The organism is Pseudomonas sp. ADAK13 (genome assembly GCF_012935715.1).
GTDB lineage: Bacteria > Pseudomonadota > Gammaproteobacteria > Pseudomonadales > Pseudomonadaceae > Aquipseudomonas.
Genome location: NZ_CP052860.1, coordinates 6832638 through 6857245, shown reverse-complemented (window position 1 = coordinate 6857245; position 24608 = coordinate 6832638). Strand labels below are relative to the sequence as shown.

Below are 24608 nucleotides of genomic sequence, written 5' to 3'. Positions count from 1 at the left end.
ATCCTCACTGAACCGCGCCCGCTGGCGTGTTCAACAACACAACGGCAGCAGTCACCAGCAAATTGATCAGGGTCAGCGGCAGGCAGAATCGCCAGCTGAAATCCATCACCTGGTCATACCGTGGACGCGGGATGGAAGCGCGCAGCAGGATGAACAGCATGATGAAGAACGCGGTCTTCAGGAAGAACCAGAAGAACGCCAGCTGCGGCAGGATGCCGAATGGACCGTGCCAGCCGCCGAAGAACAGCGTGACCAGCAGGGCCGAGATCAAGATGATGCCGATGTACTCACCTACGAAGAACATGCCCCACTTCATGCCGGCGTATTCAATGTGGTAACCGTCGGCCAGTTCCTGTTCTGCTTCCGGCTGGTCGAACGGGTGACGGTGAGTCACGGCGACGCCAGCGATGAAGAAGGTACAGAAGCCGAAGAACTGCGGAATGATGAACCACAGGTTCTGCGCCTGGTACTCGACGATGTCGCGCATGTTGAACGAGCCCACCTGCACCACGATGCCCATCAGCGCGAGGCCCATGAACACTTCGTAGGAGACGGTCTGGGCCGAAGCCCGCAAGCTGCCCAGCAGGGCGAACTTGTTGTTGCTCGACCAACCGGCGAACAGCACCGCGTAGACCGACAAACCGGCCATGGCGAAGAAGAACAGCAAGCCGATGTTCAGGTCCGCCACGCCCCAGGTCGGGGTGATCGGGATGATTGCGAAGGCAATCAGCAAGGCGCTCATGGCCACGACCGGTGCCAGGGTGAAGATCACCTTGTCGGCAAACGGCGGGGTCCAGTCTTCCTTGAAGAACATTTTCAGCATGTCGGCGGCGATCTGGAACATACCAAACGGGCCAACGCGGTTCGGACCATAACGGTCCTGCCACCAGCCCAGCAGGCGACGTTCGACGAAGCTGAGCAGGGCGCCCGCCACGACCACGGCCAACAGGATCACGATGGCCTTGACCACCGCGATGATCACGTCGATCACTTCAGGGGTGAACCAGGTCATTGAGCTGCCTCCTGCAGACCGTCAACGGTAAGGCCGAAGATCGCTGGAGGAATCCCCGCGAGGCCTTTTGGCAATGCAACCAGGCCAGCACCCAACTCTTCGTTGATGCGCAGCGGCAGACGCAGGGTCTTGCCGGCAACGGTCACGCTGAGCAGGGCACCGTCGTTGACGCCCAGGCGGTCGGCTTCGGACTTGGCTACGGACACGTAGGCGGCCGGAATGCGCTCTTGTACCGGCGCGGCTTTGGAAGAGGTCTCTTCGCTGCCGAACAGGTGGAAGAACGGCACAACCTGCCAGGTACCCTGGGCCGGGTTGAACGGACGCGGCACGCTGGCGAACCAGTTCAGCGAGTCACCGGTGCTTTCGATCAGGCGGGTGCCCGGGTCGCCAGCGCGGATGTGACCACCGACTTCGTCCTGGAACTTGTTCCAGGCCTGTGGCGAGTTCCAGCCCGGCGACCAGGCGAAAGGTACCTGCTGACGTGGCTCGACCGAACCCGAGTAACCTTCCATGGAGAAGGCGAACGCGGTGTCGTTGTCTTGCGGCGTACGTGGCTCGTGCACGCTGATGTCCGCGCGCATGGCGGTACGGCCGGAGTAGCGCAGCGGTTCGCGGGCGAGTTTCATGCCCTTGATGCGGAACGCGGCAGACGGCGCGGCGTCGACGATACGTGCCAGTTGCGGTGCGGCTGCGGCTGCGGCGGCTGTCACGTGGTCGAGCTGGGTCCAGTCGATCGGCTGGTTCAGCAGGGTGGCGCGCAGGGCATGCAGCCAGCGCCAGCCTTCGTGAACCAGGATGCTGGCGTCCATGTACTTCGGATCGAACACCTGGAAGAAGCGCTGGGCGCGGCCTTCCTGGCTGACCAGGGTGCCGTCGCCTTCAGCAAAGGTGGCGGCGGGCAGTACCAGGTGGGCGCGGTCGCTGGTGGCGGTTTTCTGGTGGTCGGCAACGATCACCACTTTGGCCGCGTTCAGCGCTGCGTCGACCTTGGCCGAATCCGTGCGGGTGTACAGGTCGTTTTCCAGCACCACGATCGCATCGGCGCTGCCGTCGGTCACGGCCTGCAGGGCCGCATCCAGGGACTCGCCACCGAGCATGGCCAGGCCGAGGCTGTTGGCTTCCGGCACGATCAGGCTGATGGAGCCGTTCTTCTCGCGCAGCTTCAAGGCTTTGGCGATGTTGGCGGCGGCTTCGATCAGTGCCTTGGAACCCAGCGAGGTACCGGCAATGATCAATGGGCGCTTGGCGGCCAGCAGGGCGTCGGCGATGCGCTTGGCCAGCTCAACGGCTTCAGCGTCCAGGCCTTCAACCGCAGGCGCGCTGGCGTCGAGGGCGTGGGCCACGGCGAAACCGATGCGGGCCAGGTCGTCCGGTGCTGCGTGTACGCATTCTTCAGCGATGTCGTCGAGCTTGGTTTCAGCCAGCGATGCGATGAACAGCGGGTTCAGCGCGTGCTGGCCGATGTTTTTCACTGCAGCGTCGAGCCAGGGCTGGACGCGCATGGCGTCGGCCATGTCTTCGGCCTTGCCTTTCACCGACTGGCGCAGGGACAGGGCGACACGGGCGGCAGTCTGGGTCAGGTCTTCACCGAGGACGAAGATCGCGTCGTGGTCTTCGATGTCGCGCATGTTCGGAACCGGCAGCGGGCTGTCGTTCAGAACTTGCAGCACCAGGCGGATACGCTCCAGTTCACCGGCTTCGATACCCGAGTAGAAGTGCTCGGCACCCACCAGCTCGCGCAACGCGTAGTTGCTTTCGAGGCTGGCGCGGGGCGAACCGATACCGACGATATTGCGACCGCGCAGCAGGTCAGCGGCTTTATCCAGCGCTTCGTCCAGGCTCAGCTTGGCGCCGTCGGCCAGCAGTGGCTGACGCGGGCGGTCTTCGCGGTTGACGTAGCCGTAGCCGAAACGGCCACGGTCGCACAGGAAGTACTGGTTGACCGAACCGTTGAAGCGGTTTTCGATCCGACGCAGTTCGCCGTAGCGCTCGCCCGGGGAGATGTTGCAACCGCTGGAGCAGCCATGGCAGATGCTCGGCGAGAACTGCATGTCCCACTTGCGGTTGTAGCGTTCGGAGTGAGTCTTGTCGGTGAACACACCGGTCGGGCAGACCTCGGTGAGGTTGCCGGAGAATTCGCTTTCAAGGGTGCCGTCTTCAACGCGACCGAAGTACACGTTGTCGTGGGCGCCGAACACACCGAGGTCGGTGCCGCCGGCGTAGTCCTTATAGAAGCGCACGCAGCGGTAGCAAGCGATGCAGCGGTTCATCTCGTGGGAAATGAACGGGCCCAGTTGCTGGTTCTGGTGGGTACGCTTGGTGAAGCGATACCGGCGCTCGTTGTGGCCGGTCATCACGGTCATGTCTTGCAGGTGGCAGTGACCGCCTTCCTCACACACAGGGCAGTCGTGCGGGTGGTTGGTCATCAGCCATTCGACGACGCTGGCGCGAAACACTTTCGCTTCTTCGTCTTCGATGGAAATCCAGCTGCCGTCGGTGGCAGGCGTCATGCAGGACATGACGATACGACCACGGGTGTCGTTCTCGTCGGTGTACTGCTTGACCGCGCACTGGCGGCAAGCGCCAACGCTGCCAAGGGCGGGGTGCCAGCAGAAATATGGAATGTCGAGGCCTAGCGACAGACACGCCTGTAACAGGTTGTCTGCCCCATCGACTTCGAGCTCTTTGCCGTCTACGTGGATAGTGGCCATGGTTCAAAGTTCTTCGTTGGCCCGGTGTCAGCGGGCGTGGCTAATGGAATCTTGTTATTCATGTGCATCAACACAGCCATAAAAGGCGTCAGCACATGAGAAGGCGAAGGGCACGGACCCTTCGCCTTTTTAAGCGTTACGCGCCGACTACAATCGGCCTTGCCAGAGGCGGGACGGCGGCGCTTTTGGGCGCAATGCCGGCTTCGAACTCCGAGCGGAAGTATTTGATCGCGCTGCCCAATGGCTCCACGGCGCCCGGTGCGTGAGCACAGAAAGTCTTGCCAGGGCCGAGGAAACCCACCAGACCCAGCAGGGTCTCGATATCGCCTGGCTGACCTTCGCCTTTCTCGAGGGCCATCAAGAGTTTCACGCTCCATGGCAGACCATCGCGGCACGGGGTGCAGAAACCACAGGATTCGCGGGAGAAGAACTGCTCCATGTTGCGCAGCAACGACACCATGTTCACGGTGTTGTCCACGGCCATGGCCAGGCCGGTACCCATACGGGTGCCCACCTTGCCGATGCCGCCGGCGTACATTTGTGCGTCGAGGTGCTCGGGCAGCAGGAAGCCGGTACCGGCGCCGCCTGGTTGCCAGGCCTTGAGGGTGTAGCCGTCGCGCATGCCGCCGGCGTAGTCCTCGAACAGCTCGCGCGCGGTCACGCCGAATGGCAGTTCCCACAGGCCCGGGTTCTTGACCTTGCCGGAGAAGCCCATGAGCTTGGTGCCCATGTCTTCGCTGCCTTCGCGGGCCAACGATTTGTACCACTCCACGCCGTCGCCGATGATCGCCGGCACGTTGCACAGGGTTTCAACGTTGTTCACGCAGGTCGGCTTGCCCCACACGCCCACGGCGGCCGGGAAGGGCGGCTTGGAGCGTGGGTTGGCACGGCGGCCTTCGAGGGAGTTGATCAGTGCGGTTTCTTCACCGCAGATGTAACGCCCGGCGCCGGTGTGCACGAACAGTTCGAAGTCGAAACCCGAACCGAGGATGTTCTTGCCCAACAGGCCTGCGGCCTTGGCTTCTTCCACGGCACGGTTCAGGTGCTTGGCGGCGGTGGTGTACTCGCCACGCAGGAAGATATAGCCACGGTAGGTTTTCAGCGCGCGGGCACTGATCAGCATGCCTTCGATCAACAGATGGGGCAGTTGCTCCATCAGCATGCGGTCTTTCCAGGTGTTCGGCTCCATTTCATCCGCGTTGCACAGCAGGTAGCGGATGTTGATGGATTCGTCTTTCGGCATCAGGCCCCACTTAACGCCCGTGGGGAAGCCTGCACCGCCGCGGCCTTTGAGGCCGGCGTCCTTCACGGTCTGGACGATGTCGTCCTGGGCCATGTCGGCGAAGGCTTTGCGCGCGGCTGCGTAACCGTTCTTGGCCTGGTACTCGTCAAGCCATACAGGCTCGCCGTCGTCACGCAGGCGCCAGGTCAGCGGGTGAGTCTCGGCCGACCGCTTGATGCGGTTGGCAGGACCGAAGGAAGTCAGGGTCATGGGTAGCCCTCGAGCAATTGGGTGACGCCAGCAGGCTGCACGTCACCGAATGTGTCGTCGTCGATCATCAACGCCGGCGCCTTGTCACAGTTGCCCAGGCAGCACACCGGCAGCAGCGTGAAGCGGCCGTCCGGCGTGGTTTGGCCCAGGCCGATGCCCAGCTTGCTCTGGATCTCGCTGACCACGGACTCGTGGCCACCGATGTAGCAGACCATGCTGTCGCACACGCGAATGATGTGGCGGCCAACCGGCTGGCGGAAGATCTGGCTGTAGAACGTCGCCACGCCTTCAACGTCGCTGGCAGGGATGCCCAGGATCTCGCCGATGGCGTAGAGGGCGCCGTCCGGCACCCAGCCACGTTCCTTCTGGACGATCTTCAAGGCTTCGATCGACGCCGCGCGCGGGTCTTCGTAGTGATGCAACTCGTGCTCGATGGCCGAGCGCTCGGTTTCACTCAAGGTGAAACGGTCTGTCTGGATAAGCGTGCTGTTCATGCTTAGCGGTCCACGTCGGCCATAACGAAATCGATACTACCCAGGTACGCAATCAAGTCCGCGACCATTTCACCTTTGATCACCGAAGGGATCTGCTGCAGGTGCGGGAAGCTTGGAGTACGAATCCGGGTGCGGTAGCTCATGGTGCCGCCATCGCTCGTCAGGTAATAACTGTTGATACCCTTGGTCGCTTCGATCATCTGGAAGGATTCGTTGGCCGGCATGACCGGGCCCCACGAAACTTGCAGGAAGTGCGTGATCAGGGTTTCGATGTGTTGCAGCGTGCGCTCTTTCGGCGGCGGCGTGGTCAGCGGGTGATCCGCCTTGTACGGGCCTTCCGGCATGTTGCGCATGCACTGTTCGATGATCTTCAGGCTCTGGCGCATTTCTTCGACGCGCACGATGCAGCGGTCGTAGGCATCGCCGTTGGCCGCCAGCGGGACTTCGAATTCGAAGTTCTGGTAGCCGGAGTACGGGCGCGCCTTGCGCAGGTCGAAGTCGCAACCGGTGGAACGCAGGCCAGCACCGGTGACGCCCCATTCCAGGGCCTCTTTGGTGTTGTACTGGGCGACGCCGATGGTCCGGCCCTTGAGGATGCTGTTGTCCAGGGCGGCTTTCTGGTACTCGTCCAGACGCTTGGGCATCCAGTCGATGAACTCCTTGACCAGGCGCTCCCAGCCACGCGGCAGGTCGTGCGCCACACCGCCGATGCGGTACCAGGCCGGGTGCAGGCGGAAACCGGTGATGGCTTCGATGACCTTGTAGGCGCGCTGACGGTCGGTGAAGGTGAAGAACACCGGGGTCATGGCGCCGACGTCCTGGATATAGGTACCCAGGAACAGCAGGTGGCTGGTGATCCGGAAGAACTCGGCCATCATGATGCGGATGGTGTCGACCTTGTCCGGCACCTTGATGCCCGCCAGCTTCTCGACCGAGAGCACGTACGGCAGGTTGTTCATCACGCCGCCGAGGTAGTCGATGCGGTCGGTGTACGGGATGAAACTGTGCCACGACTGACGCTCGGCCATCTTCTCGGCACCACGGTGGTGGTAGCCGATGTCCGGTACGCAGTCGACGATTTCTTCGCCGTCCAGTTGCAGGATGATACGGAAGGCACCGTGAGCCGAAGGGTGGTTCGGGCCCAGGTTGAGGAACATGTAGTCCTCGTTGGTGCCGGAGCGCTTCATGCCCCAGTCTTCCGGACGGAAGCGTGCAGCCTCTTCTTCAAGCTGCTGCTTGGCGAGGGTCAGGCTGAATGGATCGAATTCGGTGGCGCGGGCAGGGAAGTCCTTGCGCAGCGGGTGACCTTCCCAGGTCGGCGGCATCATGATGCGCGAGAGGTGCGGGTGGCCCGGGAAGTCGATGCCGAACATGTCCCACACTTCACGCTCGTACCAGTTGGCGTTAGGCCAGATACCGGTCACGGTCGGAACGCTCAGGTCGCTCTCGGAGAGGGCCACCTTGATCATCACGTCGCTGTTACGTTCCAGCGACATCAGGTGGTAGAACACGGTGAAGTCGGCGCCGCTCGGCAGTCCCTGGCGCTTGGTGCGCAGGCGCTCGTCCACGCCATGCAGGTCATAGAGCATGACGTACGGCTTGGGCAGGTTGCGCAGGAAGCTCAGGACTTCGACGAGCCTGGCACGCGCCACCCACAGCACCGGCATACCGGTGCGTGTGGCCTGGGCGGTGAAGGCGTCAGGGCCAAAACGGTTATTGAGTTCGACGACCACATCCTGGTCGTCTGCCTTATAAGGCGGGATGTACAGAGCACTGCCTGTAGTCATGGTTTTTTATCGCTTTCGGTCAACGTAAAGAATGAAGCCAGGTTTTCGTTCTATAAAAGAAGCGGTGCTGGATCAGACTTCGTCGGGGCTGCGCAGGTTGGTGACCTGAATACGCTGTTCGCGGCGCTGTTCCTTTTGTGACGGCATCTCGGCGCGGTATACGCCTTGATCTCCGACAACCCAGGAAAGTGGGCGACGCTCCTTGCCAATCGATTCCTGCAACAGCATCAAGCCTTGCAGAAATGCTTCAGGGCGGGGCGGGCAGCCAGGCACGTAGACGTCCACGGGCAGGAACTTGTCCACCCCCTGAACCACGGAGTAGATGTCGTACATGCCACCGGAGTTGGCGCACGAACCCATGGAGATAACCCACTTTGGCTCGAGCATTTGCTCGTAGAGACGCTGAATGATTGGCGCCATCTTGATAAAGCAGGTACCGGCGATAACCATGAAATCCGCCTGACGCGGCGAGGCCCGGATAACTTCGGCGCCAAAGCGCGCGATGTCGTGGGGCGCCGTGAAGGCGGTGGTCATTTCCACGTAGCAGCAGGAAAGACCGAAGTTGTACGGCCACAGGGAGTTTTTACGCCCCCAGTTGACCGCGCCACTCAGCACGTCTTCCAGCTTGCCCATGTAGATGTTTTTGTGGACTTGGTCTTCTAACGGGTCGGAAACGGTTTCCCGTTCGCCGATGGGGTATTGCTCGTTAGGAGCATCCGGGTCGATCCTGGTGAGATTGTATTGCATCGCCAAAGCCTCATTGTTTCAGCTTCGCTTGCCGCTTGCGACGAGCTTCCGGAGCCCAATCAAGGGCGCCCACTCGAAATAGGTAGACAAGGCCTGCCAACAGAATTGCTATGAAAACGAGGGCTTCGACGAATCCGGTCCAGCCGCTTTCGCGGACGGACACAGACCAGGCAAAGAGAAAAAGGGCTTCGATGTCGAAGATCACGAAGAGCATCGCGACCAGATAGAATTTGGCTGAGAGCCGCAAGCGGGCGCCACCTGTAGGTAGCATGCCGGACTCGAACGGTTCGTTTTTGCTGCGGCCCCAGGCTTTTGACCCGAGGAGGCTGGAGACACCGAGCATGAAGGCGCAAAGGCCGACAACACCGAGGAGGAAAATGGCAAAGCCCCAGTTGTGGGCCATGAGTCCTGTCGCTTCGGTCATGCTGGAAATCCTTAACAGAGAGCAAAGGTCTCTGAGCTCGAAAAAGTAACGATGCAGTGACGATATGTCGCAGCGCAATCAATCGCGGTGATTTTATGGCTAAACACCGGGCAAGTAAAATTCCTATAGCGAAATTATTCGATGGAATAAGGACATAGTGCACCTTCTTGGGGCTGTAGCCCTTGCGGGGCGGGCATTAGCGGGCATTTCACCAATTATGTTTTGTTTAAGCTGTAAAGAAGTTTTCATGCTCTAAATGATAATGAATATTGTTTGCGTGGGTTTTAAACAGCTGTTCGGGGTTTAACGGGGGAAGTTGCTGTTACTTGTGTGGGGGATGCTAGTTGGTAAAGCGGATCTTTTAACTGGTTTTGTAGGTGGGGGTACCGCTCTGGATCAATGTTTTGATCGAAAATTGGGGGTTGGGGGGGTGTACATATCCGTTGTTGCGGTAACGGCCGCCTATGGTTTCGCTCTTACAGCGAGTCACTTTGCAAAAGCGGCAAAGTAACCAAAACGCTCTGCCCCGCCTGTCGGCACCTCGCTAAGGCTCGGTGTTCCCTCACTCCGGCATTGCTCCGCGGGCCGCCGCGACGGGGCGTCCCTGCCCCGTCGCGGCTAAACCGGCGTCCTGCCGGTTTACCCGCTCCTCAATCCCTGCGTTCGGCCTCGGGCTTATTGGGGCAGTCAGATCAAGATCAAAAGCAAAAGCACAGCGGCCTACAGGCCGGCTTGAGTGGTAGAAGCCAGATCAAAAGCCAAAGCGAAAGCCAAAACCAAATCTGAAACTGCTGCAGCTCTGCTTTTCTGTGGGAGCTGGCTTGCCTGCGATGGCATCACCTCGGTGTGTCTGATGTACCGAGTTGTCTGCATCGCCGGCAAGCCAGCTCCTACAGGGGATCGTGCCCGCTTTAGATTTTGATTTTGCTTTTGCTCCACACCACTCAAGCCGGCCTGTAGGCCGCTGTGCTGTTGATCTGCTGTTGATCTTGATCTTAGGTGCCCCGTTAAACCACGCTGGCCGAACGCAGGTAGTACGGAGCGGGTAAACCGGCAGGACGCCGGTTTAGCCGCGACGGGGCAGGGACGCCCCGTCGCGGCGGCCCGCGGAGTAGTACCGGAGAGAGGGCACACCGAGCCTAGGCGAGGTGCCGAGTGGTGGGGCAAGAGCGTTTTGCTTACTTTTGCGCTTTTCAAAAGTGAGCCGCTGTAAGAGCGGAACCCATATCAGCCATAACCCAAAAAACGGATATGTACACAATCCACCTGCACGTTAAAAACGGCCCAAAAAAAACGCCCCGAACCAGTCGGGGCGTCAGATCGTGCGGCATTGCGGTTAGGTCTTCCTTGGGGCCGCAATGGCCGTGTACTCAGTCACTCAGTGGAACTGCTCTTCTTCAGTCGACCCAGTCAGTGCAGTCACAGACGAGGTGCCGCCCTGGATCACGGTGGTCATGTCGTCGAAGTAGCCGGTGCCCACTTCCTGCTGGTGCGCCACAAAGGTGTAACCCTTGGCCGCGTCAGCGAACTCCTGCTCCTGCAGCTTCACGTAAGCAGTCATGTCGTTGCGGGCGTAGTCGTGCGCCAGGTTGAACATGCTGTGCCACATGTTGTGAATGCCGGCCAGGGTGATGAACTGGTGCTTGTAGCCCATGGCAGACAATTCACGCTGGAACTTGGCGATGGTCGCGTCGTCCAGGTTCTTCTTCCAGTTGAAGGAAGGCGAGCAGTTGTAGGACAGCAGTTGGTCCGGGTATTCCTTCTTGATTGCTTCAGCAAAGCGGCGAGCTTCGTCCAGATCCGGCTTGGCGGTTTCGCACCAGATCAGGTCGGCGTACGGCGCGTAGGCCAGGCCGCGAGCGATCGCCTGGTCGAGACCGGCGCGCACTTTGTAGAAGCCTTCCTGAGTACGTTCGCCAGTCACGAACGGCTGGTCGTACGGGTCGCAATCCGAGGTCAGCAAGTCAGCCGCGTTGGCGTCGGTACGGGCCAGGATGATGGTCGGAGTCCCAGCAACGTCAGCAGCCAGACGAGCAGCAGTCAACTTTTGAACAGCTTCCTGGGTAGGCACCAGAACCTTGCCGCCCATGTGGCCGCATTTCTTCACCGAAGCCAGTTGGTCTTCGAAGTGAACGCCGGCAGCGCCTGCCTCGATCATGCTCTTCATCAGCTCGTAGGCGTTCAGAACGCCGCCGAAACCGGCTTCAGCGTCTGCAACGATCGGTGCGAAGTAGTCGATGTAGCCTTCGTCGCCCGGGCCTTTACCGGCTTTCCACTGGATCTGGTCAGCGCGGCGGAACGAGTTGTTGATGCGCTTGACCACGGTTGGCACGGAGTCCACCGGGTACAGCGATTGGTCGGGGTACATGGATTCAGCGGAGTTGTTGTCCGCTGCCACTTGCCAGCCGGACAGGTAGATCGCCTGGATACCGGCTTTTACCTGCTGAACCGCTTGGCCGCCAGTAAGGGCGCCCATGCAGTTGACGAAATCTTTTTCGGGGCGGAAGGACGGCTTGGCACCCTGGGTGACCAGCTTCCACAGCTTCTCGGCGCCGAGTTTTGCAAAAGTGTGCTCAGGTTGAACCGAGCCACGCAGGCGGACGACGTCAGCAGCGGAATAAGCGCGGGTCACGCCTTTCCAGCGTGGGTTTTCAGCCCAGTCTTTTTCAAGGGCTGCAATTTGCTGTTCGCGTGTCAGTGCCATGGGGAAAAACCTCGTCGCATAGGTCTAGGTGGAAAATTCCATTTGCCAGCCACGTATCAGTGCGTGGTTATGGCTGCTCGCTGACCAGAAGCTTAGGCGGTCAAGTCAGGCTTGGCGGGGAAGGCGACGGGATGAACGATTGGCTCAAGGGGGAGTTGAGCAGGTAAGGGCGAACTGCGAACGGTCTTCGGGCGTCGTGGGCCTTTGTACGATCCATCAGTGTGTTGCCGGGTTACCTGGTTAGCTTCCGTCCCTCGGGACAACTTCGTTCCAGTCGCAACCTCGTCAAACACACCTTGTGGGCGGTACAGACACGAATCGGCTCAGGTGGGTGGCTTTGAGCGGCGATCCGAAGGCCCTTGCCAGGGCCCCTGATTAGCGGGAGCGAGGCCATCATGCCCATGCTTTTTTGGATCGTCAAATGTTTTGTAGTGCTTTTTTTGAAGCACTACATCTTTAGTCTAATACGACTCGCCAGTCAGTTTTTGGTGCTTCAGTTCAGGGTGTCGACTTTGACCCGCAAGGTCAGGTCATCACGCCCCTGAGTAGAGTAGCTGCGGGTTGTAGTGCTTTTGTCGGCCTGAGTCTGGCGATTGATCCCGGCCAGGGTGATCCACTCGCCGAGGCGTCCGCTGATGGTTGTGTCGGTACTTTGCACGTTCACTACATCGGGACGTTCCTGGCTCATGCGGTCACGATTGGTACTGATGCTCAGGTGCACGGTCTCTCCGGTGACGCTGGCGGTGACGTAGAAGCCCTGAGTCACGTTGCGATACTGGGTCTGATTTTGCGGGCGACCGTAGGCATCGGGCTGGGTGGTGGTGAGCGGCACGCTCTGGCCGACCTGGATCAGCGCGGGCACACCTTCGCTGGCCTGGATCTGCTGGATCCCGCCGTCGCGGCTTTCAGTGCTGTAGGTGATCACCTGGGTTTGATTGTTGCCGTTGCTTTGCTGGTTGTTCTCGTTGGTGTCGACGGTGATCAGCAGGCGTTTGGACGGCGTGTCCAGTTGCGAGAGCAGGGCGCGCAGGCCCTGGATCTTGTCCGGCTCGGCATTCACGATCAGTTGGTTGCCGTAGGCGCTGACGGTGCCGTCCTTGCCGATAAAATTCTGTGCCACGGGCAGCAGGTCGGCGCTGGTGCGGTTGCTCAGGGGCACGACTTCGGTGGCGGCCATCACCGAGAAGCTGGTGGCCAGGAGCACAGTGGTGAGCAGGGTGCGTAGGGACATGTCCGTTATCTCTGCGAGTCATTTAGGCTAGATAGTGCCAGTTTGTCGGCTTTGTAGCCCGCAAGTTGAATCCTGGACGGCAAAAGGCCCTGGCATCGGTGGATGGCAGGGCCTTTTGGGGTGTTGCTGATACCGCTATCGCAGGCAAGCCAGCTCCCACATTTGGAATGCATTCTCCTGTGGGAGCTGGCTTGCCTGCGATGGGAGCGACTCGGTCTAAAGTCAGCCCTCGCGCACCATATCAACGTGAGGAATCCCGACTTCCAGGAACTCATCGCTGACAATCTTGAAGCCCAGGCGCTCGTAAAACGGCGCTGCATGGACTTGTGCACTGAGGATCTGCCGGGTCTGGCCGCGTTTCTCGGCCACGCCGATCACCGCTTCCATCAGCTTGTCGCCCACCTTCAGGCCGCGCCAGTCCTTGAGGACCGACACACGCCCGATCTCGCCGGTGGGCAGCAGGCGGGCGGTGCCGATGGGAAAGTCGCCTTCGAACGCGAGGAAATGCACAGCCCCTGCGTCGTCTGCATCCCATTCCAGCTCCGGTGGAACCGATTGTTCAGCGATAAATACCGCTTCACGAATGCGCCGTATCTCGGCGATATCCTTTTGCCAGTCCGCGACACTTACGTGAATCTTATTCATCGGCAAACCCCAGGCTCCCTTGCTTGACCAGTTCCCACAGCAGGGCGCAGCCATCTTCATCCGCCAGCCATGGGCCGAGGTTGTCGATGTGCAGGGCGTCGGCGGCGCAAACCAGCTTCAGCAGTTCCCGCAGCTTGCCCGGCAACAGGCGGCTCTGGCCGCTGGCGAACAGCAGCAGGTCGTCGTCCACTTCGGACCAGGCCAGGCGGGCGCTCGGGTTGCGGATCAGCACGGCGCCGTTTTCCAGGCTGCCCAGCAGGTCCTCTTCTTCCACTTCCGGGCCGGCGACCAGTTCCGGGTAGCGCGGCTCGGTCATGAACTGGCCGAACCAGGTCAGCAGCATGCGCTCGTCGCTCATGTGCTCGGCCAGCAGGCTCTTCAGGCGGTCGAGGGCGTCGCCCTGGATCTGGTGCGGGTCGCTGACCGGCTGGGCATCGGCGTCGGTGTAGCGCTCTTCGTCCGTCAGGTACTGGCTGAGGAAGTCGGTGAAGTGGGTCAGCACTTCAGCCGCGCTCGGGGCGCGGAAGCCTACGGAGTAGGTCATGCAGTCATCCACGGCGACACCGCAGTGGGCCAGGCGTGGCGGCAGGTAGAGCATGTCGCCCGGTTCCAGCACCCATTCGGCGGTCTCTTCGAATTCAGCGAGGATGCGCAGGTCCGCGTGTTGCAGCAGCGGGCTTTCGGAGTTGCACATCTGGCCGATCTTCCAGTTGCGCTTGCCGGAACCCTGCAGCAGGAACACGTCGTAGTTGTCGAAGTGCGGACCGACGCTGCCACCGGGGGCGGCATAGCTGATCATCACGTCGTCGATGCGCCAGCTTGGCAGGAAACGGAAGTTTTCCAGCAGTTCGGCCACTTCCGGCACGAACTGGTCGACGGCCTGCACCAGCAGGGTCCACTCGCGCTCGGGCAGGGTGCTGAACGCATCTTCGGCGAACGGGCCGCGACGCAACTCCCACGGGCGTTCGCCGTGTTCGATGATCAGGCGCGACTCGACTTCTTCTTCCAGCGCCAGGCCGGCCAGTTCGTCGGCGTCGATCGGGCTTTCGAAATCAGGAATGGCCTGGCGGATCAGCAGCGGTTTTTTCTGCCAGTAGTCGCGCAGGAACTCGCGTGCCGTGATGCCGCCCAGAAGTTGAAGAGGAATGTCAGGATTCATGTGTAACCTATTGAAAAAAAGCACTTTTCAGACGGGAATAAAAACGCCCGGCGCTGCCGGGCGTCTCAAAGGGTCAAGCAGCTATCAGATGCGTTTGGCTTGGGCCACAGCGTTGCCGATGTAGTTAGCCGGGGTGAGCTGTTTCAGCTCAGCCTTGGCGGCGGCTGGCATGTCCAGGCCGTCGATGAACGTTTGCAGGGCTTCGGAGGTGATGCCCTTGCCGCGGGTCAGCTCTTTGAGCTTCTCGTACGGGTTTTCGATGTTGTAGCGGCGCATCACGGTCTGGATCGGCTCGGCCAGGACTTCCCAGCAAGCGTCCAGGTCAGCGGCAATTTTCTGCGCGTTGAGCTCCAGTTTGCTGATGCCTTTGAGGCTGGCTTCGTACGCGATCACGCTATGAGCAAAGCCCACACCGAGGTTGCGCAGTACGGTGGAGTCGGTCAGGTCGCGCTGCCAGCGGGAGATCGGCAACTTGCTGGCCAGGTGCTGGAACAGGGCGTTGGCGATACCGAGGTTGCCTTCGGAGTTTTCGAAGTCGATCGGGTTGACCTTGTGCGGCATGGTCGACGAACCGATTTCACCGGCAATGGTGCGCTGCTTGAAGTAGCCCAGGGAGATGTAGCCCCAGATATCGCGATCGAAGTCGATCAGGATGGTATTGAAGCGCGCAATCGCGTCGAACAGCTCGGCGATGTAGTCGTGCGGTTCGATCTGCGTGGTGTACGGGTTGAAGCCCAGGCCCAGCTCGTCTTCGATGAAGGCGCGGGCGTTTTCTTCCCAGTCGATTTCCGGGTAGGCCGACAGGTGAGCGTTGTAGTTGCCTACGGCGCCGTTGATTTTGCCCAGCAGCGGTACGGCCGCTACTTGAGCGATCTGACGCTCCAGGCGGTACACCACGTTGGCCAGTTCTTTACCCAGGGTGGTCGGCGAAGCCGGCTGGCCGTGGGTGCGCGACAGCATCGGCACATCGGCGAAACGGATCGCCAGCTCGCGGATGGCGTCGGCGGTCTGGCGCATCAGTGGCAGCATCACGTCATCACGGCCTTCGCGCAGCATCAGGGCGTGGGACAGGTTGTTGATGTCCTCGCTGGTGCAGGCAAAGTGGATGAACTCGCTGACCTTGGCCAGTTCCGGCAGCTTGGCCGCTTGCTCTTTGAGCAGGTATTCGATGGCTTTTACGTCGTGGTTGGTGGTGCGCTCGATCTCTTTGACACGCTCGGCGTGCTCCAGAGAGAAGTTTTCCGCCAGGGTATTCAGCACAGCGTTGGCTTCGGCGGAGAACGCCGGCACTTCGCTGATGGCGGGGTGAGCGGCCAGGCGCTGGAGCCAGCGCACTTCAACCAGAACACGAGCACGGATCAGACCGTATTCGCTGAAAATAGGGCGCAGGGCCTGGGTTTTGCCGGCGTAGCGGCCGTCAACAGGGGAAACCGCAGTGAGCGAAGAAAGCTGCATGGGGTGTTCTCGGACAGTCGGGCAACGAAATGGGGCGCGTATCATACATGAAAAAATCCGCCGGTCCGTTGCCAACTGACCGGCGTATTACGCGTGAGGCTATAAAAAAATCGGTTGCGGCGACTTATTCGTTGCGCATCAACGGGTAAAGCTCTTTAAGCAATTTGCGACGGCTGATCACCAGCTGCCAGCGGTGACCGCCCAACTGGCGCCACAACCGCGCCGAACGAATACCGGCCAGGAGCAAGGCGCGGATTTTCGAGGCGTTGTTCGGTTGTTGCAGGTTGCGCATGTCGCCGTGCACCTGGATCCGCTGGCGCAAGGTGCTCAGGGTGTCCTGGTACAGGGCGCCACAGGCCGCGATCACGTTTTCGTGGGCCGGGCCGAAATGCTCGACCTGGGACTGGATCTGCGGCAGGCGCTTGCCGATGGTTTCCAGCAAATCGTCGCGCTTGGCCAATTGACGCTCCAGGCCGAGCATCGACAGGGCGTAGCGCAGTGGCTCGCGCTGCAAGGTGCTTGGGTCGCGCTCCAGGGCGCCGACCAGCGCGCGATAACCTTCACGCAGGGCCAGGTCGTCGCCGCCGTAGACTTCCAGGGTGTCCTTGGGGTCGCGGATCAGCAGGCTGCCGAGCATGCAGGTCAGGCCGGCCTCGGTGACCTGGCCGGTCTTGGCGATCTTGTCCACCAGCACCGCGGCGAGAAACACGCCGCCCAGTGCCGTCAGTTGCTCCTGGGTAGGGCTCATGCCTGGCTGCTCCAGGGTTCGGCAACTTCGATCACACCGCCCCCCAGGCAAATCTCTCCGTCATAGAACACTACCGATTGGCCCGGCGTTACGGCGCGCTGCGGGTCGTCGAAGGTGGCGCGATAGCCGGTGGCGGTTTTTTCCAGGGTGCAGGGCTGGTCGCTCTGGCGATAGCGCACTTTGGCCGTGAGGCGGCGCGGGCTGCTCAGGTCGACCGGGTTGACCCAGTAGATGTCCGAGGCGAGCAGGGCGCGGGAGAACAGCCATGGGTGGTCATTGCCCTGGCCGACGATCAGCTCGTTGTGCTCCAGGTCCTTGACCAGCACGTACCACGGCTCTTCGCCGGCGTCTTTCAAGCCGCCGATGCCCAGGCCCTGACGCTGGCCGATGGTGTGGTACATCAAGCCGTGGTGACGGCCGATGATTTCGCCTTCGGTGGTCTTGATCTCACCCGGTTGCGCCGGCAGGTACTGCTTGAGGAAGTCGCTGAAACGGCGCTCGCCGATAAAGCAGATCCCGGTGGAATCCTTCTTCTTGGCGGTGGCCAGGCCGTGTTTCTCGGCAATCGCGCGCACTTCGGGCTTTTCCAGTTCGCCCACCGGGAACAGGGTCTTGGCGATCTGTTCGCCGCCGACGGCGTGCAGGAAATAGCTCTGGTCCTTGTTGGCGTCCAGGCCCTTGAGCAATTCGGTGCGGCCATCGATATCGCGACGGCGCACGTAGTGGCCAGTGGCAATCAGGTCGGCACCGAGGATCATTGCGTAGTCGAGGAACGCCTTGAACTTGATCTCGCGGTTACACAGGATGTCCGGGTTCGGCGTGCGGCCGGCCTTGTATTCGGCCAGGAAGTGCTCGAACACGTTGTCCCAGTACTCGGCGGCGAAGTTGGCGGTGTGCAGCTTGATGGCGATTTTGTCACAGACGGCCTGGGCATCCGCCAGGTCGTCCATGGCGGTGCAATATTCCGTTCCATCGTCTTCTTCCCAGTTCTTCATGAACAGGCCTTCCACCTCATAACCCTGCTCCATGAGCAGAACGGCGGAAACGGAAGAATCCACGCCGCCGGACATGCCGACGATGACGCGCTTCTTTTGTGTGTCAGAAGGGGCTGGATCACGCATAGGATTTCAACGGGTGTCTTTAAAAAGGACGCGATTCTAGCAGGCTCGCGTCTGCAAGGCTAAAGAGAAGGGCGGATCAATTCGAGGCTGTGGCGTTGGCCGGCCAGATAATCGTCGATGCAGCGGATAATCAGCTCGCTGCGCCAGTCCTCGCGCAGGGCCATCAATTCGTCACGGGTCAGCCAGCGGGCGCGCACGATGCCGTCGTCCAATTGATAGTCCGGGTGGTGTTTCAGGGCCTTGGCGGTGAAGCACACCCGCTGATACGTCACGCCGTTGCTGGGAGCGGTGTACAGGTAAATCCCGACGATCCCGGTAGCTTCGACGTCCCAGCCGGTTTCTTCGAGGGTTTCGCGCACGGCGGCCTCGGTCAGGGTTTCGTTCGGGTCGAGGTGCCCGGCGGGCTGGTTAAGCACGGCGCGGCCGCCCTTGAGCTCTTCGACCATCAGGAAGCGGCCGTTGTCTTCGACGATGGTCGCGACGGTGATGTGGGGTAGCCAGGTCATGGGGCGTCTCGCAGAGCTGATAACAGAGGGGCATCATACAGGGGCGCCCGCCGAGGGCGCCCCTGTCGGTTACTTAGCGGCTTTGGTAATGGCGTCGAAGGCGACCATGTCGTCAATCACTTCGCCGCCGGTGGCCTTGGTTTGCGCTTGCCATACGACGATCACCACGTTTTGCGTGGGATTGATGTAGACAAACTGGCCGAAAATCCCGGCAGCCGTGAAGGCTTTGTCTGCCTTGGAGGCGGCGGTCCAGGCGGGCCACCACATGGAGGCGAAGTCGCCGTACGCCGGGTCGGTGCCGGTGGTGGCGCTGGCGAAGCTCATCCAGCCTTTGGGCAGCACCTGTTTGTCGCCGGCTTGGCCGCCACTGAGTACGAATTGCCCGAAGCGTCCGTAATCTTCGAGCGTTGCGCTGATGCCGCTGCCGCCCACCTCGTTGCCATTGGGGCCGTCGAGCCACCAGTTGGCGTCGGTTTGCATGCCGTACGGCGCCCAGATTTTCTCACTCAGGTACTGCGCCAGTGGCTTGCCCACGGCGGCACTCACCAGTTGGCCCAGCACTTGTGTCTCGCCGGTGCTGTAGTTGGTGCGAGTGCCGGGTGGCGCGGCGCTGGGCAGGCTGGCCATGAACTTGAGGGCGGAACCGGGCACTTGTTCGGTTTGCAGCTTGAGCATCATGCGTCGGTCTGACGTCGGGTCAGCGTATTTCTCACTCCATTTGACTCCGGAGCGCATCGCCAGCACCTGGCGAACGGTGGCCTGGTCGTAACCGCTGCCGGCGAGTGCGGGCAAGTAGTGGGTGACTTTGTCATCAAGGCTTTTGATCGAGCCGTCCTGCAGTGCGGCGCCCACGAGGGTCGAGGTAATCGACTTGGCCACTGACATCGACATCCATCGGGTGTCTGGCGTGTTGCCCTTTTCGTAGCGTTCAGTAACGACCTGGCCGTTCTTGATCACCAGCAGGCCTGTTACCCGGTTGAGGGTGACGTAATCGTCAAGGCTATAGCGTTTGCCTTCATAGTCGAATGCCACCGGGCCCAGCGGCTGGCTGCTGCGTGGCAGTGGAAACGGGTGGCCACCGGCCTGGATGGTGCGTACCGGGAACAGTCGATCGATATTGCGGAAGGTGCTGACGGCGGCTTGTTCGCTGAGCTTGCCGTCGTACATGGTTTGTACGTCGCCGATCGGTTCCTGAGCGTGCGGGTAGGGGCTTGAAGTGCCTGCGCAGGCCGTCAGCAAGGCCAGTGCCGAGGAGCAGGTCAGTACCTGTAGGAGGTTTCTTGGCATGGGAACGTCCTTATTTATTGTTTTTCGAGGGGTGGAACAATAAGAAGACAAAGCAAGGACTGCGCCCGTTCCTGAAAAGCAGGCAAAAAAAATCCGGAATCCTTTCGAATTCCGGATTTTCCTGTCGCACAAGGATTAGCTAGCGATCCTCATGCGGCGGCACCGTAAAGCATCAAACCAGCGCAGCAATTGCCGCGTTGAGGGTGTTGCTTGGGCGCATGGCTTTGCTGGTCAGCTCCGGGTTCGGTGCGTAGTAGCCGCCGATGTCCACTGGCTTGCCCTGGACGGCGTTGAGTTCGGCAACGATGGTCGCCTCGTTCGCGGTCAGGGTTTTGGCCAGTTCGCCAAACTGCGCTTGCAGTGCAGTGTCTTCGGTCTGGGCAGCCAGGGCTTGAGCCCAGTACAGCGCCAGGTAGAAGTGGCTGCCGCGGTTGTCGATGTTGCCGACTTTACGCGATGGCGACTTGTTGTTGTCGAGGAACTGGCCGGTGGCCTGGTCCAGGGTCTTGGACAGCACCAGGGCTTTCGGGTTGTTGTAAGTCACACCCAAATGCTCGAGGGAAGCTGCCAGGGCCAGGAACTCGCCCAGAGAATCCCAGCGCAGGAAGTTCTCTTCAACCAGTTGCTGCACGTGCTTCGGAGCCGAACCGCCGGCGCCGGTTTCGAACAGGCCGCCACCGTTCATCAGTGGCACGATCGACAGCATCTTGGCGCTGGTGCCCAGTTCCATGATCGGGAACAGGTCGGTCAGGTAGTCGCGCAGTACGTTGCCGGTCACCGAGATGGTGTCCAGGCCCTTGCGGGTGCGCTCCAGGGTGAACTTCATCGCGTCGACCGGCGACATGATGCGGATGTCCAGGCCTTCGGTGTTGTGGTCTTTCAGGTAAGCCTGGACTTTCTCGACCACGACGCCGTCGTGCGCGCGCTGTGGGTCCAGCCAGAAGATGGCCGGGGTGTTGCTGGCGCGGGCGCGGTTGACGGCCAGTTTGACCCAGTCCTGGATCGGCGCGTCTTTGGTCTGGCACATGCGGAAGATGTCGCCGGCTTCAACAGCCTGTTCCATCAGCAGGTTGCCCTTGCTGTCGGTGACGCGGACTACGCCGTCAGCCTTGATCTGGAAGGTCTTGTCGTGGGAGCCGTACTCTTCGGCTTTCTTCGCCATCAGGCCAACGTTTGGCACGCTGCCCATGGTGGTTGGGTCGAAGGCGCCATTGGCCTTGCAGTCTTCGATCACTGCCTGGTAGATGGTGGCGTAGCAGCGATCCGGGATCACGGCCTTGGTGTCGTGCAACTGGCCGTCGGTGCCCCACATTTTGCCGGAGTCACGGATCATCGCAGGCATCGAGGCGTCGACGATGACGTCGCTCGGTACGTGCAGGTTGGTGATGCCTTTGTCCGAGTTGACCATGGCCAGGGACGGACGAGCGGCGTACACCGCCTGGATGTCGGCTTCGATCTGCGCTTGCTGATCGGCCGGCAGCGCCTTGATGCGGGCGTACAGGTCGCCGATGCCGTTGTTCAGGTTAAAGCCGATCTGATCCAGCACGACAGCGTGCTTGGCCAGTGCGTCTTTATAGAACTCGGCAACGATCTGGCCGAACATGATCGGGTCGGAGACCTTCATCATGGTGGCTTTCAAGTGAACCGACAGCAGTACGCCTTGTTTCTTGGCGTCTTCGATTTCAGCGGCGATGAAGCTGCGCAGGGCTTTCTTGCTCAGCACGGCGCTGTCGATGATCTCGCCAGCTTGTACGCTGGTTTTTTCTTTCAGGACGGTAGCGGTACCGTCCTTGGCGATCAGTTCGATTTTCACGGCATCAGCGGCTTCGATCTGTACGGCTTTCTCGCTGCCGTAGAAGTCGCCATTGCTCATGTGGGCCACGTGGGACTTGGAGTCCGCAGCCCAGGCGCCCATCTTGTGCGGGTGCTTGCGTGCGTAGTTCTTGACCGACAGCGGTGCGCGGCGGTCGGAGTTGCCTTCGCGCAGTACCGGGTTCACGGCGCTGCCCTTGACCTTGTCGTAACGTGCACGGGTTTCTTTTTCCGCGTCGGTGGTTACGGTTTCCGGGTAGTCCGGCAGGGCGTAGCCCTGGGCCTGCAGTTCCTTGATCGCAGCTTGCAGCTGAGGGGTCGAGGCACTGATGTTCGGCAGCTTGATGATGTTGGCTTCAGGCGTAACGGCCAGGTCGCCCAGTTCGGCGAGGTGGTCCGGGATAGCCTTGGCGCCCAGTTGCTCGGGGAAGCTTGCGAGGATGCGCGCGGCCAGGGAAATGTCGCGGGTTTCCACGGCAATATCAGCGGAAGCGGTGAAGGCCTCTACGATAGGCAGCAGTGAATAGGTGGCGAGGGCTGGGGCTTCGTCGGTGAAGGTGTAGATGATCTTCGAGCGGGTGGGCATATTCGGATTAACTCTCTTCTTTGCTGAAAGCATGCGCAGAAACTCGAGATGCGCCGGGTAAAGCGCGTTCGTTCAAAGTCATCCATGAGCGAAATGTCGAAGTTTCTTCGCGGTGATGTTGGGTTGCATCAGTCGAGCGTCAAGCGGGTGAACTACTGTAGTAGCTCGGCTTTTCTGGCGGAGGGCGTCTGTCTAGAGCGGTCGGCCGTCGTGACTCTTTGGTCAGCGGCGGCATTATACATAGGTCGCTATGCTTACGCCGAGCCTTCATACAAAAGGTGTGTCGTCCATTGGTCTAAAGGTCGCAGGCAGCGGGTTACGCCGAAAGTCGCATGATGTGCTCAAGATTGGCGCTTTTCCCTTTGCTTTCAAGCTTGTAGGCCGCTAAATGTGCTGTTTTCGACGCAAATGTGCAGGGCCTGAGGTTTCAGTCCTCATTTATCTGGAGTAGGCTCGAACGCAGCCAGATGTTCAATCCATAGATGGAGTTCAGCATGGGATACAAGAAGATTCAGGTTCCGGCAGTCGGCGACAAAATCACCGTCAATGCAGACCATTCTCTCAATGTTCCTGACAACCCGATCATCCCCTTCATTGAAGGTGACGGTATTGGCGTCGACATCAGCCCGGTGATGATCAAGGTGGTCGATGCAGCTGTTAACAAGGCTTATGGCGGCAAGCGCAAAATCTCCTGGATGGAGGTTTATGCCGGCGAAAAGGCCACTCAGGTTTACGACCAGGACACCTGGCTGCCCCAGGAAACCCTGGATGCGGTCAAGGATTACGTGGTCTCCATCAAGGGCCCGCTGACCACCCCGGTCGGTGGCGGCATCCGTTCGCTGAACGTGGCCCTGCGCCAACAACTCGACCTTTATGTGTGCCTGCGCCCGGTGCGCTGGTTTGAAGGTGTGCCAAGCCCGGTCAAAAGGCCTGGCGATGTGGACATGACCATCTTCCGGGAGAACTCCGAGGACATCTACGCCGGCATCGAGTGGAAGGCGGGCTCCCCGGAAGCGATCAAGGTCATCAAGTTCCTGAAGGAAGAGATGGGCGTCACCAAGATTCGTTTCGACCAGAACTGCGGGATCGGCGTCAAGCCGGTGTCCCTGGAAGGCACCAAGCGCCTGGCACGCAAGGCCTTGCAGTATGTCGTGGATAACGACCGCGACTCGCTGACCATCGTGCACAAAGGCAACATCATGAAGTTCACCGAAGGTGCCTTCAAGGAATGGGCCTATGAAGTGGCGGCCGAAGAATTCGGCGCGACCTTGCTGGACGGCGGGCCGTGGATGCAATTCAAGAACCCGCGTACCGGCAAGAACGTGGTGGTCAAGGACGCGATTGCGGACGCCATGCTCCAGCAGATCCTGCTGCGTCCGGCCGAATATGACGTGATCGCCACCCTTAACCTTAATGGTGACTACCTGTCTGACGCCCTGGCGGCGGAAGTGGGCGGTATCGGTATCGCACCGGGCGCCAACCTGTCCGACACCGTGGCAATGTTCGAAGCCACCCACGGTACCGCGCCGAAGTATGCCGGCAAGGACCAAGTCAACCCGGGTTCGCTGATCCTGTCGGCGGAAATGATGTTGCGTCACATGGGCTGGACCGAAGCGGCCGACTTGATCATCAAGGGCACCAATGGTGCGATTTCTGCCAAGACCGTGACCTATGACTTCCATCGCCTGATGGACGGCGCGAAGCTGCTGTCTTCGTCGGCGTTCGGGGATGCGCTGATTTCGCACATGTAGGCTGATACGCGGGCACAAAAAAACCGGCCCTGAGGCCGGTTTTTTTTAGAGCGTTTGCTCAGCGCTGATCAGGCCGGCTGTTTTTTTGGTTTTTGAGCGACGTCTGCTTTAGGTGTGCTGGCGCTGACGGGAGCACCGATATTCACTGCATGCAGGCCTTTGGGTCCCTGAATGATCTCGAAGGAAACCGCTTGCCCTGCTTTCAGTGTCTTGTAGCCATCCATCTGGATAGCCGAGTAATGCGCAAATAGGTCTTCTTCCTTTCCGTCTTCAACCACGAAGCCGTAACCCTTGGCATTGTTGAACCACTTGACCTTACCGCTTGCCATGCCCATATCCCTCTGCACCAGACTCCATCACTGGAGTATCATCCAGTTTATCCGTCCTAACCCGAATAAATAAGGTTGACTGCGCGGACCTTTTTTACCCACTGTGGGTTCTATTGGTTGTAACACTGATTTGCCGATAGTCAAGGCGACCAGCCGGTCAGAGTTGAAATTCTGACAGGCCGCCCCCACCACTGTATTTGAACCACTGACGAACCTTTCTTTCCATGCATGCAATCAGCCAGATTCGACTAACATTCAATCAGGATCGCCCGGATCATCAAGAGGACGACGACGGTTCTGCAGGCATTGCTGTTCAGGAGGCCAAGCCTGCTTTACAGGCGCCGCCGATGTACAAGGTGGTTTTGTTCAATGATGACTACACACCGATGGATTTCGTCGTCGAAGTGCTCGAGGTGTTTTTTAACCTGAACCGCGAGTTGGCGACCAAGGTAATGCTGGCCGTTCACACAGAAGGACGGGCAGTATGTGGAGTGTTTACCCGCGACATCGCCGAGACAAAGGCCATGCAGGTCAACCAGTACGCCAGGGAAAGCCAGCATCCGCTACTCTGTGAAATCGAGAAGGACGGTTAACTCCGACCACTTGG

Annotated in this window: 20 protein-coding genes; 2 read left to right on the top strand and 18 right to left on the bottom strand. The window is 60.2% G+C overall.

Going from position 1 to position 24608, the window contains the following annotated elements; all coding sequences use genetic code 11:
• Positions 1–4: 4 nt before the first annotated feature.
• The 17 genes from nuoH to HKK54_RS31660 all read right to left on the bottom strand — a co-directional run bounded on the left by nuoH (position 5) and on the right by HKK54_RS31660 (position 21921).
• Entirely contained in the window at positions 5–1012 is a 1008-nt protein-coding gene (gene nuoH / locus HKK54_RS31740; RefSeq protein WP_003219563.1) for an NADH-quinone oxidoreductase subunit NuoH, read from the bottom strand.
• Positions 1009–3723 carry an NADH-quinone oxidoreductase subunit NuoG gene (gene nuoG / locus HKK54_RS31735; protein WP_010172752.1) on the bottom strand — a complete coding sequence of 905 codons (2715 nt, stop codon included), beginning with the start codon at positions 3721–3723 and terminating at the stop codon, positions 1009–1011. Before nuoG ends, nuoH begins: the two co-directional genes overlap by 4 nt.
• 136 nt (positions 3724–3859) lie before the next feature.
• Positions 3860–5215 (bottom strand): NADH-quinone oxidoreductase subunit NuoF, encoded by a 1356-nt coding sequence (gene nuoF, locus HKK54_RS31730; RefSeq protein WP_010172750.1) that lies wholly within the window; start codon positions 5213–5215, stop codon positions 3860–3862.
• Positions 5212–5709, bottom strand: coding sequence for an NADH-quinone oxidoreductase subunit NuoE (gene nuoE, locus HKK54_RS31725; RefSeq protein WP_003219568.1), 498 nt, complete (start codon positions 5707–5709; stop codon positions 5212–5214). Before nuoE ends, nuoF begins: the two co-directional genes overlap by 4 nt.
• 2 nt (positions 5710–5711) lie before the next feature.
• A complete protein-coding gene (gene nuoC / locus HKK54_RS31720) occupies positions 5712–7496 on the bottom strand; it encodes an NADH-quinone oxidoreductase subunit C/D (RefSeq protein ID WP_003219570.1) in 1785 nt (594 codons plus the stop codon).
• Positions 7497–7568: 72 nt separating this feature from the next.
• Positions 7569–8243, bottom strand: coding sequence for a NuoB/complex I 20 kDa subunit family protein (locus tag HKK54_RS31715; protein ID WP_003219572.1), 675 nt, complete (start codon positions 8241–8243; stop codon positions 7569–7571).
• 10 nt (positions 8244–8253) lie between these two features.
• Positions 8254–8667, bottom strand: coding sequence for an NADH-quinone oxidoreductase subunit A (locus tag HKK54_RS31710; protein ID WP_003219575.1), 414 nt, complete (start codon positions 8665–8667; stop codon positions 8254–8256).
• 1378 nt (positions 8668–10045) lie between these two features.
• Positions 10046–11371: an isocitrate lyase gene (aceA, locus tag HKK54_RS31705; protein WP_003219577.1), complete on the bottom strand. Its 1326-nt coding sequence runs from the start codon at positions 11369–11371 to the stop codon at positions 10046–10048.
• Positions 11372–11864: 493 nt separating this feature from the next.
• Positions 11865–12602: a secretin N-terminal domain-containing protein gene (locus HKK54_RS31700; protein ID WP_169389033.1), complete on the bottom strand. Its 738-nt coding sequence runs from the start codon at positions 12600–12602 to the stop codon at positions 11865–11867.
• Positions 12603–12824: 222 nt separating this feature from the next.
• A complete protein-coding gene (locus HKK54_RS31695; protein ID WP_010172719.1) occupies positions 12825–13247 on the bottom strand; it encodes a GNAT family N-acetyltransferase in 423 nt (140 codons plus the stop codon).
• Positions 13240–14406, bottom strand: a complete 1167-nt coding sequence (locus HKK54_RS31690; protein ID WP_003219582.1) for a ribosomal protein uL16 3-hydroxylase — start codon at positions 14404–14406, stop codon at positions 13240–13242. The genes HKK54_RS31695 and HKK54_RS31690 overlap by 8 nt, the downstream gene beginning before the upstream one ends.
• 84 nt (positions 14407–14490) lie before the next feature.
• The gene (gene purB, locus HKK54_RS31685; RefSeq protein ID WP_010172717.1) at positions 14491–15861 is read right to left on the bottom strand and encodes an adenylosuccinate lyase; all 1371 of its coding nucleotides are present in this window, start codon (positions 15859–15861) and stop codon (positions 14491–14493) included.
• Between the two features lie 124 nt (positions 15862–15985).
• Entirely contained in the window at positions 15986–16609 is a 624-nt protein-coding gene (gene hflD / locus HKK54_RS31680) for a high frequency lysogenization protein HflD (RefSeq protein WP_010172715.1), read from the bottom strand.
• Positions 16606–17730 (bottom strand): tRNA 2-thiouridine(34) synthase MnmA, encoded by a 1125-nt coding sequence (gene mnmA, locus HKK54_RS31675; RefSeq protein WP_169389032.1) that lies wholly within the window; start codon positions 17728–17730, stop codon positions 16606–16608. The genes hflD and mnmA overlap by 4 nt, the downstream gene beginning before the upstream one ends.
• A 59-nt stretch (positions 17731–17789) precedes the next feature.
• Positions 17790–18236, bottom strand: a complete 447-nt coding sequence (locus HKK54_RS31670) for an NUDIX hydrolase (RefSeq protein ID WP_169389031.1) — start codon at positions 18234–18236, stop codon at positions 17790–17792.
• A 69-nt stretch (positions 18237–18305) separates the two neighbouring features.
• Positions 18306–19523, bottom strand: a complete 1218-nt coding sequence (locus HKK54_RS31665; RefSeq protein WP_169389030.1) for a serine hydrolase domain-containing protein — start codon at positions 19521–19523, stop codon at positions 18306–18308.
• A 172-nt stretch (positions 19524–19695) separates the two neighbouring features.
• Positions 19696–21921: an NADP-dependent isocitrate dehydrogenase gene (locus HKK54_RS31660; RefSeq protein ID WP_169389029.1), complete on the bottom strand. Its 2226-nt coding sequence runs from the start codon at positions 21919–21921 to the stop codon at positions 19696–19698.
• A gap of 494 nt (positions 21922–22415) precedes the next feature.
• Here HKK54_RS31660 and icd point away from each other — a divergent pair, with 494 nt between their 5' ends.
• Positions 22416–23672: an NADP-dependent isocitrate dehydrogenase gene (gene icd / locus HKK54_RS31655; RefSeq protein WP_169389028.1), complete on the top strand. Its 1257-nt coding sequence runs from the start codon at positions 22416–22418 to the stop codon at positions 23670–23672.
• A gap of 68 nt (positions 23673–23740) precedes the next feature.
• On the opposite strand, the gene cspD is transcribed toward icd, so the two are convergent.
• On the bottom strand, positions 23741–24007 hold the full coding sequence (cspD, locus tag HKK54_RS31650; protein WP_010172707.1) for a cold shock domain-containing protein CspD: 267 nt from the start codon (positions 24005–24007) through the stop codon (positions 23741–23743).
• 218 nt (positions 24008–24225) lie between these two features.
• On the opposite strand from cspD, the gene clpS reads away from it, so the two are divergent.
• Positions 24226–24594, top strand: a complete 369-nt coding sequence (clpS, locus tag HKK54_RS31645) for an ATP-dependent Clp protease adapter ClpS (protein ID WP_003219604.1) — start codon at positions 24226–24228, stop codon at positions 24592–24594.
• Positions 24595–24608 lie beyond the last annotated feature (14 nt).